Origin of the sequence: Mesorhizobium sp. M7A.F.Ca.US.007.01.2.1 (assembly GCF_003998165.1) — a bacterium.
In the GTDB taxonomy this organism is placed as follows: domain Bacteria; phylum Pseudomonadota; class Alphaproteobacteria; order Rhizobiales; family Rhizobiaceae; genus Mesorhizobium; species Mesorhizobium ciceri.
In genome coordinates, this window is the sequence record NZ_RZQP01000213.1 from 1 (window position 1) to 11,000 (window position 11,000).

Consider the following 11,000-nt stretch of genomic DNA (forward strand, 5'->3'; position numbering starts at 1 on the left):
GGCCGCAACTTGCGCTGGGCCGCGAAACCGGTAAACCAGCTTGCTTGCCGATGCAACAAGCCCACTTCAACAAACGGTCCCCAGGAGACCATCCCCAATGTTCCAGCGCTTTTTTGGCCGCGAACGCTACGCCAACCGCGCTATCACCGAGGCGCTTTACGCACAAATCGTGGCGGCGGCGCGGCAGACGGTGTTTTATTCCCACTGGAATGTGCCAGACACGCCGCTTGGCCGCTTCGAGATGCTGTCGCTGCACATGTTCCTGTTCCAGCACAGGTTGCGCGGTGAGAGCGGTGCGGCGCAAGAGGTCGCCCAGGTGCTGATCGACGAGTTCTTCCTCGACGTCGACCATTCGTTGCGGGAATTGGGCATTGGCGACGTTGGCGTGCCCAAACGCATGAAAAAGCTGGCAAAGATGTTTTATGGCCGAACCGCTGCCTATGACGATGCCCTGGAAAGAAACGACCATGAAGCGCTGACCGCGGCTCTTGCCCGCAATGTCCGGCCCGACGCGGGCGCCTGGCTGGAGGCATCGCTGCTGGCCAACTATGTTACCGACGCGCGCAATCATCTGGCCGCGCAGACATCCGAATCGATTGTCTCCGGCACGCTGACCTTTCCCGCCGCCAAGGAGGTTGAACAATGAAGCATGTGGACCCGCAAAGCCCGGTCTCCTTCCGTGCAAACATCACGCGCCTGCCGCAAAAGGGCCTGCCGCTGGTTATCGAAGCCGATGCCGCACAGCGTGCGGCACTGGCCGAGGAGCACGGGTTGATTTCGGTCGAATCCTATCGCGCCGAGCTTCTGGTCGCGTCGTGGAAGCGCAATGGCGTGAAGATAAGCGGTCGTGTCGAAGCCGACATCACCCAGGCCTGCATCGTCACGCTCGAGCCTGTCGAAGCGCATATCGACGAACCGGTCGAAGCGCTGCTGCTGCCCGAGGATTCCAAGCTTGGACGGCAGGGTTTCGATGGTGGCGGCGAGATCCTGCTCGACGCGGAAGGCCCTGACAGTCCAGAGACATTTTCCGGTGACACGATCGATGTCGGGGCACTCGCCGAACAGTATTTCGGGCTCGCCATCGACCCCTATCCGCGTAAGCAGGGCGCGTCGCTCAACGCCGGCAGCGAGACCGAACCGGCGGAGAATGAATTTCAGCAAAAACTGCGATCCTTGCTGGGAAAATCCTGAAAAGCTCGCCCGCGACGGAAAAGTCGGTTGTGTGGCAGCCCAAAACCGTTATTTTCGCCGAACCTTCGCGGTCGCTAAACGACCTGCCGCCTAACCGTGAGACAAATACCGCGTGATCAGGATTTCCATCGATGCCATGGGCGGCGATCACGGACCAGCCGTGGTCATTCCAGCGCTCATGACGGTCGCGACCCGTCGTCCCGACATCCGCTTCGTCATCTTCGGGCGTGAGGAGGTCGTGCGCCCGGAGCTCGCCAAATTTCCCAAGCTTGCCGAGATCAGCGAATTCTTCCATTGCGAAATTGCGGTCAGGATGGACGACAAGCCGAGCCAGGCGCTGCGCCACGGCCGCTGGAAGTCATCGATGTGGAAGGCCGTCGAAGCGGTCAAGGCCGGCACGGCCGACGCCTGCATTTCCGCGGGAAACACCGGTGCGCTGATGGCGATGTCGAAGTTCTGCCTGCGCACCATGGCCACCATCGATCGCCCGGCGATCGCAGCCCTTTGGCCGACATTGCGCGGCGAAAGCGTGGTGCTGGATGTCGGCGCGACCATCGGGGCCGATGCGCAACAGCTCATCGATTTTGCCATTCTCGGCACCGGCATGGCGCGCTCGGTCTTCGGCATAGCCCGGCCCAGCGTCGGCCTGCTCAATGTCGGCGTCGAGGAGATCAAAGGCCAGGAAGAGGTCAAGGAGGCGGGGCGCATGCTGCGCGAAGCCAACATGGCCTCGATGAACTATCACGGTTTCGTCGAGGGCGACGATATCGGCAAGGGCACGGTCGACGTTGTGGTGACCGAGGGCTTCGCCGGCAACATCGCTCTGAAGACCGCGGAAGGCACGGCGCGCCAGATAGCGGGTTATCTGCGCGCCGCGATGAGCCGCACCCTGATGGCCAGGATCGGCTACGTCTTCGCTAAGGGCGCCTTCAACCGCTTGCGCGAAAAGATGGATGTCGGCCGCTCCAATGGCGGCGTTTTCCTGGGGCTGAGCGGGATCGTCGTCAAAAGCCATGGCGGTGCTGATTCTGACGGGTTCGCCGCCGCGATCGAACTCGGCTATGACATGGTCCGCAACAACCTCCTCGACCGTATCGAGGCCGATCTGGACCTGTTTCATGCGCGCAACCCGCGCGCCCTGTCATCTAGGAAATCCGACGTCGTCACCGACGCAAAGGAATAGGAAAGAACTTTGATCAGATCAGTCGTGCGCGGCACGGGCGCCGCGCTGCCCCGCCGAATCATGAAGAATGCCGATTTCGAAGGCATGGTCGAGACCTCCGACGAGTGGATCGCCCAGCGCACCGGCATTCGCCAGCGCCACATCGCGGGCGATGACGAGACGACCGCTTCGCTGGGGGAAGCGGCGGCACGTGCCGCACTTGCCAATGCGGGCCTCACGCCCGCCGACATCGATCTGATCGTGCTGGCGACCTCGACGCCCAACAACACGTTTCCGGCCACCGCCGTCGAGATCCAGAACCGGCTCGGTATGCATCACGGCTTTGCCTTCGACATGCAGGCGGTCTGTTCGGGTTTCGTCTATGCCGTGACCACCGCCGATCTCTACATCCGCGGCGGCCTGGCCAAGCGTGTCCTGGTGATCGGGTCCGAAACATTCTCGCGCATTCTCGACTGGAGCGACCGGTCGACCTGTGTGCTGTTCGGAGACGGCGCCGGTGCCATGATCCTGGAAGCGGGCGAGGGCGCGGGCACGATCGCCGACCATGGCGTTCTGGCGGCCAGCCTGCGCTCCGACGGCACGCACAAGGACAAGCTTTTTGTCGATGGCGGGCCCTCGACGACGGGTACGGTCGGCCACCTCCGGATGGAGGGCCGCGAAGTCTTCAAGCACGCGGTCGGCATGATCACCGACGTCATCGAGGCGACGTTCGCGCAAGCCGGTATCTCAGCCGAGGATCTCGATTGGTTCGTGCCGCACCAGGCCAATAAACGAATTATTGACGCTTCCGCCAAGAAGCTCGGGATAGCTGAGCAAAAGGTGGTGGTTACGGTCGATTTGCACGGTAACACCTCGGCTGCTTCCGTGCCGTTGGCGCTGTCGGTGGCCGTTGCCGACGGCCGCATCAAGAAGGGCGATCTCGTCCTCCTGGAAGCGATGGGTGGCGGCTTCACCTGGGGCGCTGTCCTGGTTCGCTGGTAAGTGCCGAACGGTCCAGTTTCGGTCCTTGACCTTGACGGATCAATTACTTAGGCTCTGCCGTTGTTGTGCCGAATTTTATGTTTTGAGCTGATGGGACGGTCGCATGGGGGGAAAGACACTTACGCGCGCCGACCTTGCCGAGGCAGTTTACCGGAAGGTCGGCCTGTCGCGCACTGAATCGGCCGAACTCGTCGAAGCGGTGCTGGATGAAATCTGCGAAGCCATCGTGCGCGGCGAAACGGTGAAGCTGTCGTCCTTCGCGACATTCCACGTCCGCTCCAAGAACGAGCGTATCGGCCGCAATCCCAAGACCGGCGAGGAAGTGCCGATCCTGCCGCGTCGGGTGATGACCTTCAAGTCGTCCAACGTGCTGAAGAGCCGTATCTTGCGCTCCCATCAGAGCGGCAAGGCCAAAAGCGGCAAGTAATCCTACAGCGCGGTTGAAAACCGCCGCCGCCATGACGCCGGGCTTGAATATTGCTTCATAAACCGCTGAAATAAGCCCCGATTCGGCAGCTAGGCCGGATCATCGTCCAGCGTGAGGATTCGCCCATGGACAAGAGCCCCGACGCCTTTCGTACCATCAGCGAGGTCGCCGAAGATCTCGATTTGCCGCAGCATGTGCTGCGCTTCTGGGAAACGCGTTTCAACCAGATCAAGCCGATGAAGCGCGGCGGCGGCCGTCGTTACTACCGGCCGCAGGATGTCGAGCTGATCAAGGGCATCCGTCACATGCTCTACGACCAGGGCTACACCATCAAGGGCGTGCAGAAGCTGTTGCGCGAGAACGGCAACCATTTCCTGGTTGCCATCGGCAATGGCGACATGGCCGCCGTCGAGGCGATTTCGCAGCGAAGGCAGGCTGACCAGGTGCCGCTGACGCCGGCGGCCCAGCCGCGCAGCATGGACGACGAACTGGTCGGCCAGCCGCGCGTCAAACCCAGCCGTCGCTTTTTCGGCCTGGGCAAGAGCGACGAGGACGGTCCGGTGCAGCCGGATGCATCGAAACTCTCGCGCGACAACAGGGCCTTGCTGCAGGAGGCGCTGTTCGACCTCCTGGAATGCAAGCGCCTGCTTGATCAGGTGCGCTGACCGCAGCCCGACGCGATAGTTCGAAACCGGAACCCGTCTTCCGGTGAGGCGTTACGTTTCCTTCTGCAAGTGAAGGAAACACATCATGGCATCATTTTCGACCCTCTCGGACATCGATCTCGACAGGCAGGTCGCGGCTCTCACCAAAGAACTGGCCAGCTTGAAGAGGGCTGTGGCAAGGCGAGGCGGCGCCTACTACGAGGACGGTCGCGATGCAGCCTTCGACACCTATTCCGATCTTGCGGGGCGTCTGCGCGACGCCATGCCGGCACTGCGCAAACAGGGCAGGGTGATCGAGAGGTCGGCCCGCGACCATCCGGCGGCTGCCGCTGCTGTCGGCCTTGTGGTGCTCGGTCTTGTCGCCAGTCTGCTGTTCAGCCGGCGCTGAGGCGGTGCTTCTGATGGTTGAGATAGCTGGCGCCGTCATTCGACGAACTTGGTGCGCCCAAATCGTGTCGAGCTAACGCGCCGCAATGCCAAGAGAAGACCGGCCTTGGAGAGGAAGCCAAGGCCGGTCTTCTCGGTGGCAGTTTGCGGTGCTTAGGCCTTGTTTCCGATCACATGGTGGTGGTGGCGGTGATGATGGTGGTGGCGGACATGGTGGCGATGATGATGGTGGTGACGATGATGCTTTGCCATCGGCGCCGCATCCGCACTCGTCGCACCGATGACGGGCACCGTGAAAGCCAATGCAACTGCAAGCCCTAGGGCCGAGAGGAGGGACTTCTTCATGGATCGTTTCCTTTTGTTTCGCGGGCGCATATGGATCGGGGCGATAGCCCGGCCGCCGCGAATGGAATTACGCGCCTGAATTTTTTCGTCAGTATTTCCCGATTGTAGAATTTTGTTTCTGGACTGTTTCTGCCCAATCCAGCCTCCCGCCACCATACACGGCAAGATCGAGAGGCGGCCATTGGCCGCCTGTCCGACTACATCGGCGGCACGACGCCGTTGGTTCCGACCACGACGCGGCTGGCGCTCAGTGCGCCGTCACTGCCCCGCTCAGCGGTGACAAAGACCGTCGCACCCGGCTTGAGGTCGGTCGGCGTCGCTGGCGCGAAGGTGACGACAGGGGTGATGTCGGGAATCGAAATCTTCTTGGTCTGGCCATTGTCATAGGTCAGCGTGACGGATCGCCCGCTTATATCGGTAACGTCGGCGACGGTGCCGTTGGTCATCCGGCTGTTTGGCTGCAGGTCCCAGGGGCGGTCACCCTCGCCGGTGCCTTTCAGCGCGGCCGGAAAGACCACCACCTCCAGGGCGCCGCTGCCGCCATCCGCTTTCGAAACGGAGGCAATGCCGAGGAAATCGCCCTGCTTAATGTCCTTTGCCGAGGCGTTGGCGACGCCCGAGATCTTCCAGCCGGCCTTGAGCTTGATCGCGTCGGTATCGCCCTGGCGGGTTTTCACGGTGAGCAGCGTGGGCTTAAAACTGACCACCGTGCCGCGCACACGAAGCGCGCCTGCGGCTTGGGCGGCGCCCGCGCCGGCGACGGAAAGGCTGGAAATCGTGCCGAGCACGACCATGACTGTCTTCAAGTTCATTGCAAATAATCCTTTCGGGAACGAACTGGCTGGAACCGGATGGTTTCACGCCAGCGACCCGGAGATAACGAAAGGCCGCGGCGAGACTGCCGGCAAAAGGCCAATCAGGCCTTCAAAACAACTTGATCGCGACGTGTGCGCCAGAGGGCGCGCCAGGCACCCGGTTCACGATCCCGTGACGGCCATTTTGGCCCTTGGCAAATCACCGGTGAGAGGGCATCTTCCCGACCGTCTCAGGCAACACTCCTCATTTGATCAAACTCTTTCAGTCATGGAGTTGCCAATGCCCCATAATGCGAAAAGCGAACCCCACTCCGAACCGGCAACCAACGGGAGCGGGCCAGATTACAACACCCTCAGAGCGATGCGGGAGACCCGCGGTTACAGCGTGGAAGAGCTTTCCCTGACATGCGGCCTGGCGGTGGACGAGATTGAGGATATCGAAAGCGGCAGAGTGACCGATCCGTCGAAGCTGCGTCGTATTGTGTCCGCGCTTCACCTTCCCCAGGAAGCTCTGATCACCCCGGCTGCGCCGCCGGCGGCGCAAGGTCGATCGCTGGCGTAGACCCGCACCAGGCATTCCAGAGAACCCGCCAAGGCCCTCTTGGCGGGTTTCTTTGTACCTGCCGCAGCGTCTGCTTCAGCCTGGCGCTTGCCGATTTGTATGCCGCGCGTGCTTATATGCGCGGCGGCCCCGGCTGCTGGACAGCAATCCGCCGTCCTTCAAGTTTTTGAACCATGGGTTTTTCGATATGAGCCTGGACTCCGTTCGTGCCTTCTTCGCCACCCACGCGCCTGATATCGACGTCATCGTCACGGAGGCGAGCTCGGCGACGGTGACCCTGGCGGCCGAGGCGCATGGCGTGCTGCCGGCGCAGATCGCCAAGACGATCTGCCTGAGCGTCGGCGAGCGCACCATGCTGGTGGTGACCAGCGGCATCGCCAGGCTGGACAACCGCAAGTTCAAGGACCAGTTCGGCGGCAAGCCGCGCATGCTCGACGCGGCGGAAGTTGTCGAAGCGACGAGCCACCCGGTCGGCGGCGTCTGCCCGTTCGGCCTGCCGGCGCCGCTGCCGGTCTATTGCGACGTATCGCTGCGCGAGTTTGACGAGGTCGTGCCCGCGGCAGGCGCCACCAATGCGGCGGTGCGGATCAGCTCGCAGAGGATGGTTGAGCTAATCGGCGCTGAGTGGGTGGATGTGTGCCAGGGGTAGGGGGCCCAACCGAAGTTCGAGCAAGGCGATTGAGAATACATTCCGGGATTTTTTCCCGATCCGAGATTTGGCCAGACTGACCGGGCATCTGGAAAGGCGGACTTTTGGGGGCAAGTCCTGCTTCTAAAATGGTCGGAGTGGCCGGATTCGAACCGACGACCCCTTGACCCCCAGTCAAGTGCGCTACCGGGCTGCGCTACACTCCGGACCGCGGAAAGCCCTATATTCTCAAGGGTTCAGAAGCAAGAGGCGAATTCGCTGAAATTGGTGAAATGGGAACAGACGGTGTCCCGGTGTGCCTTTGGTGACCGAAAGTCACACCGACAAATCATACCGCAAGTGCTGCTTAGGTTCCGGTCACCGAGGGCGGACACACTACGTGCTTTGTCTTGCCCTGGAAGGGCATAGCCTGCACCGCTCTAGGCTGCAATTGCCCAAAGAAGTTCAAGACTTCGTTCAATCGCCAGAATGTTCGAAGGAATATGTAGGCTACGAGGAAGGGGAGCGATGACGAGCTCCCCTGACGCTAGATCTGATCCGCGAAAATGATGTCGATGCACTACTGACCCATTCCAAACTTGTAGGTTAGCCGGGCCATCACGGCATCGACCTTTGCCTCTGTGCGATAGGTCTCGGGATTGTCGCCGAGAGTGCCATCATCGAACACGTTGTCGCCCGTGCTCGTCTTATGGCCGAGGTCAACGTGGGTGTAGTCCACGCCAAGCGAGAGGTTGTTCGTAAGGGCATAGTCGATGCCAGCGCCGAGCGCATAGCCGTTCTGCCACTCATTCTTTTCGTAGGTCACCAGGGCGTCGTTGTCTCGGGCGCGGAAATCCACCTTGCCGCCGGCATAACCAGCCTTGGCATAGATCAGCACGCGATCGAAGGCGTAGCCGACGCGGCCGACGACCGTGGCATAATTCGAGATTTTGGCGGTCTCGGTGTCGCTGTCCGGGAAATAGGGGCTGGTGATGGTCTTGCGGATGCCCGTTGCCGTCCAGGTCGCTTCGCCGCCCAGAATGAACTGTCCCCACTGCCATTGCGCGCCTGCATGGATACCGCCGGCTACGCCGGCTTTGTTGAAGTCAAATCCTTCTGTTCCCGCCGGAACGAGGTCGGTGAAGAACCCACCGTTTGGCTCGGTCATATCCGTTGCCGTGATGTCACCATTGGCAACGCCGAGATGGCCGCCGACATAGAGGCCGCTCCAGTCATAGGCCGACCCCGCAACCGGGGCCAACATGTCTGCTGCTGACGCGGTGCTTGCCGACAGGGCGGCAACCGCGAGAACTGCTAAGAATCTATTCACGTATTTCTCCCAACCCAAGTAATTCCCTCGGGAACAACAATAGCCGGGAGCGAAATGAAATTATGTGATGTTTTTGCCACAGCCGCATATTTTTGCCATGGACCAACCGTCCGTCGAGCACTCGATCTACACTGGCCTGACGCTTCAAAACGCAAATGAAGCCGAGTAAAGCGCATGTAGAGCGCCTAGTCAGGAAATCCATCAGAAACTTCGTATTCGGGAAGCTCTCGAAGCTGTCTTCGTCGTGATGTAGAGCGGGCCGGATCTCCACCGAAGGCCAACGTGAAGCCCTCTCACTCCCGCGACTTTTATGCCGGTGCCGGCGAGCCCTGCAAGGCAGGCCGCAACAGCAGTTGATGGCGGTATTCCAGTGCGATGGCGCCCCAGATCAGGCCGAGCAGCAGGTAGACATGGCGCCAGTGGTCGATGTCGATGAAGGTGCCGAGCCCGATATTGCCGATGAAGGCGACATAGGCGCACAGGAGATAGGGCTGCCACGGCCGGTCGCGCAGCAGGATGCGGAAGCCGGCTGCTATCGTCCACAAGACGAGCGCGAGGAACGACACGAAGCCGAGCCAGCCATAATCCATCAGCATCTTCAGCCAGATGTCGTGGGTGTCTTCACCGAAGATCGTGCCGAAGACCAGCGGGCCGATGCCGAACGGATGCTCCATCGCCATCTGGAAGCCGATGCCATAGCGGGCGAAGCGGCCGAGACGGGCGGTGTCGTAGCTCTGTTCGAGATGGGCACGGTTGGAGAACATCTCCGACACGCCGGGCAGCTGCAGGATGACGATCATGGCGACGACCAGCAGCGCCAGTGCTGCAATCGTCATCACCACCACGCGCAGCCGGAACATGCCGCTGGCGCTCTGCAGGAACAGGCAGCCGGTGAGCAGGACGGCCGAAACCGCGAACATGCCCCAGGCGCCGCGCGAAAAGGAGAAGAAGATGCCGGCGGTGATGATCAGCAGCGGCACCGCCAAAAGCGGCATGCGTGTCACCGGTCCGGTCAAAAGCAGATAGAGCAGATAGATGCCGGGCAGCACCAGGAACGGGCCGAACACGTTCGGGTCCTGGAAGGCGCCGGCGGCACGATCGTATTTGGTGAACATCTCGGCGCCCGGAAAGGCGTGGAAGTAGCCTGCAATGCCAAGCAGCGAGGTCGCCACGGCCGAAACCACATAGGCAATGAAGATCAATCGGTAGAGGTTCGGCTGTACGGCGGTGATCGATGCGAAGAACACTGCGCTGAAGGCGAGAAACAGCGAGACGGCGAGATAGAGCGGCGTGTTGGCGACGTCCGCCATCTGCGTCATGGAGATCATGCCGCCGATGTTCATCGTCACCAGCAGCACCAGCAGCGGCGTTGCCGCGCGGGAAATCCGCAAGCCGAAAAGCGCCCAGATGGCAATCAGCCCGGCCATGTAGAGCTCATAGGGCGCCGGCTCGCTGATGACGAAGCCGGACAGCAGAATGCCGAGGAAGACCGCGCCCGAGGAAATCAGCGCGACCAGCTTGGCGTTGACCACGGCCTGCGGCAGATCATGGCTGATCGCACTCAATAGGCGTTTTCCGTATTGAGCAGCCGGAGCGGCGTCAGGAACAGGATCCGCAAATCGAACAGCAGCGACCAGTTCTCGATGTAGTAGAGATCATACTCCGTGCGCATGCGGATCTTCTCGTTGGTGTCCATCTCGCCGCGCCAGCCATTGATCTGCGCCCAACCGGTGACGCCGGGCTTGACCTTGTGGCGGGCGAAATAGCCGTCGACGACCTCGTTGTAGAGCAGGTTATGCGACTGCGCGGCGATGGCGTGCGGACGCGGGCCGACCAGCGATAGCGAACCCAGAAGCGAATTGAAGAACTGCGGCAGCTCGTCGATCGAGGTCTTGCGGATGAAGCGGCCGACGCGGGTGACGCGAGGATCGTTCTTGGTCACCGTCTGCTTGGCGGTTGGGTCGGCCTTGTCGGTATACATCGAACGGAACTTGTAGACCTCGATGATCTCGTTGTTGAAACCGTGCCGCTTCTGATGGAACAGCACCGGACCCTTGCTGTCGAGCTTGATGGCGATGGCGGTCGCCAGCATCACCGGCGAGAACACGACGATGCCGATCAGGCTGAAGACAATGTCGAAGGCGCGTTTGGCCACCGAATCCCAGTCGTTGATCGGCTTGTCGAAGATATCCAGCATCGGCACCGCGCCGATGTAGGAATAGGCACGCGGGCGAAACTGCAGCGCGTTGGAATGCGCCGAAAGCCGGATGTCGACCGGCAGCACCCACAGCTTCTTCAGCAACTGCAGAACGCGCGATTCGGCGGTCAGCGGCAACGATACGATCAGCATGTCGATACGCGCGATCCGGGCGAATTCGATCAGTTCCGAAATGGTGCCGAGCTTGGGGTAGCCGGCGACGATGGGCGGCGAGCGCTTGTCGCCGCGATCGTCGAAGATGCCGCAGATGCGGATATCGTTGTAGGGC

General features: G+C 61.3%; 13 protein-coding genes and 1 tRNA gene. 9 read left to right on the forward strand and 5 right to left on the reverse strand.

The window, feature by feature from the left end; all coding sequences use genetic code 11:
* Window positions 1-97: 97 nt before the first annotated feature.
* The 7 genes from EN949_RS27750 (at window position 98) to EN949_RS27780 (ending at window position 4,835) form a co-directional block, all read left to right on the forward strand.
* Window positions 98-646 (forward strand): ubiquinol-cytochrome C chaperone family protein, encoded by a 549-nt coding sequence (locus EN949_RS27750; RefSeq protein WP_063167769.1) that lies wholly within the window; start codon window positions 98-100, stop codon window positions 644-646.
* Window positions 643-1,191, forward strand: a complete 549-nt coding sequence (locus tag EN949_RS27755) for a DUF177 domain-containing protein (protein ID WP_027162417.1) — start codon at window positions 643-645, stop codon at window positions 1,189-1,191. Before EN949_RS27750 ends, EN949_RS27755 begins: the two co-directional genes overlap by 4 nt.
* A 112-nt stretch (window positions 1,192-1,303) precedes the next feature.
* Window positions 1,304-2,374, forward strand: a complete 1,071-nt coding sequence (gene plsX / locus EN949_RS27760) for a phosphate acyltransferase PlsX (RefSeq protein ID WP_024504675.1) — start codon at window positions 1,304-1,306, stop codon at window positions 2,372-2,374.
* Between the two features lie 9 nt (window positions 2,375-2,383).
* Window positions 2,384-3,355 carry a beta-ketoacyl-ACP synthase III gene (locus tag EN949_RS27765; protein ID WP_024504674.1) on the forward strand — a complete coding sequence of 324 codons (972 nt, stop codon included), beginning with the start codon at window positions 2,384-2,386 and terminating at the stop codon, window positions 3,353-3,355.
* Window positions 3,356-3,458: 103 nt separating this feature from the next.
* The gene (locus EN949_RS27770) at window positions 3,459-3,782 is read left to right on the forward strand and encodes an integration host factor subunit alpha (protein ID WP_013532231.1); all 324 of its coding nucleotides are present in this window, start codon (window positions 3,459-3,461) and stop codon (window positions 3,780-3,782) included.
* A 125-nt stretch (window positions 3,783-3,907) separates the two neighbouring features.
* Window positions 3,908-4,447 carry a MerR family transcriptional regulator gene (locus tag EN949_RS27775; protein WP_063167770.1) on the forward strand — a complete coding sequence of 180 codons (540 nt, stop codon included), beginning with the start codon at window positions 3,908-3,910 and terminating at the stop codon, window positions 4,445-4,447.
* An 85-nt stretch (window positions 4,448-4,532) separates the two neighbouring features.
* Entirely contained in the window at window positions 4,533-4,835 is a 303-nt protein-coding gene (locus EN949_RS27780) for a hypothetical protein (RefSeq protein ID WP_013532229.1), read from the forward strand.
* Between the two features lie 541 nt (window positions 4,836-5,376).
* On the opposite strand, the gene EN949_RS27790 is transcribed toward EN949_RS27780, so the two are convergent.
* Window positions 5,377-5,991 (reverse strand): hypothetical protein, encoded by a 615-nt coding sequence (locus EN949_RS27790; RefSeq protein ID WP_127365845.1) that lies wholly within the window; start codon window positions 5,989-5,991, stop codon window positions 5,377-5,379.
* On the opposite strand from EN949_RS27790, the gene EN949_RS36735 reads away from it, so the two are divergent.
* Entirely contained in the window at window positions 5,972-6,556 is a 585-nt protein-coding gene (locus EN949_RS36735; protein ID WP_245461884.1) for a helix-turn-helix transcriptional regulator, read from the forward strand. The two genes, EN949_RS27790 and EN949_RS36735, sit on opposite strands and share 20 nt — an antisense overlap.
* 187 nt (window positions 6,557-6,743) lie before the next feature.
* Window positions 6,744-7,205 carry a YbaK/EbsC family protein gene (locus EN949_RS27800; RefSeq protein ID WP_127365846.1) on the forward strand — a complete coding sequence of 154 codons (462 nt, stop codon included), beginning with the start codon at window positions 6,744-6,746 and terminating at the stop codon, window positions 7,203-7,205.
* A gap of 129 nt (window positions 7,206-7,334) precedes the next feature.
* Here the strand turns inward: EN949_RS27800 and EN949_RS27805 are convergent.
* From EN949_RS27805 to EN949_RS27820, 4 genes are all read right to left on the reverse strand, one after another.
* Window positions 7,335-7,411, reverse strand: a tRNA-Pro gene (locus EN949_RS27805).
* Between the two features lie 353 nt (window positions 7,412-7,764).
* Window positions 7,765-8,532, reverse strand: a complete 768-nt coding sequence (locus EN949_RS27810; protein ID WP_013532224.1) for an outer membrane beta-barrel protein — start codon at window positions 8,530-8,532, stop codon at window positions 7,765-7,767.
* Window positions 8,533-8,822: 290 nt separating this feature from the next.
* Window positions 8,823-10,079 (reverse strand): O-antigen ligase family protein, encoded by a 1,257-nt coding sequence (locus tag EN949_RS27815; RefSeq protein ID WP_127365797.1) that lies wholly within the window; start codon window positions 10,077-10,079, stop codon window positions 8,823-8,825.
* A partial coding sequence (locus EN949_RS27820) for an exopolysaccharide biosynthesis polyprenyl glycosylphosphotransferase (protein ID WP_127371841.1) occupies window positions 10,076-11,000 on the reverse strand: 925 nt, incomplete at its 5' end. The genes EN949_RS27815 and EN949_RS27820, both read right to left, overlap by 4 nt.

What these genes read in the sequence shown, in the direction of transcription:
- EN949_RS27755 (WP_027162417.1), top strand. Translation starts at nt 643, where the DNA reads ATGAAGCATGTGGACCCGCAAAGCCCGGTCTCCTTCCGTGCAAACATC.
- EN949_RS36735 (WP_245461884.1), top strand. Translation starts at nt 5,972, where the DNA reads ATGACTGTCTTCAAGTTCATTGCAAATAATCCTTTCGGGAACGAACTG.
- EN949_RS27780 (WP_013532229.1), top strand. Translation starts at nt 4,533, where the DNA reads ATGGCATCATTTTCGACCCTCTCGGACATCGATCTCGACAGGCAGGTC.
- EN949_RS27800 (WP_127365846.1), top strand. Translation starts at nt 6,744, where the DNA reads ATGAGCCTGGACTCCGTTCGTGCCTTCTTCGCCACCCACGCGCCTGAT.
- EN949_RS27770 (WP_013532231.1), top strand. Translation starts at nt 3,459, where the DNA reads ATGGGGGGAAAGACACTTACGCGCGCCGACCTTGCCGAGGCAGTTTAC.
- EN949_RS27750 (WP_063167769.1), top strand. Translation starts at nt 98, where the DNA reads ATGTTCCAGCGCTTTTTTGGCCGCGAACGCTACGCCAACCGCGCTATC.
- EN949_RS27775 (WP_063167770.1), top strand. Translation starts at nt 3,908, where the DNA reads ATGGACAAGAGCCCCGACGCCTTTCGTACCATCAGCGAGGTCGCCGAA.
- EN949_RS27790 (WP_127365845.1), bottom strand. Translation starts at nt 5,991, where the DNA reads ATGAACTTGAAGACAGTCATGGTCGTGCTCGGCACGATTTCCAGCCTT.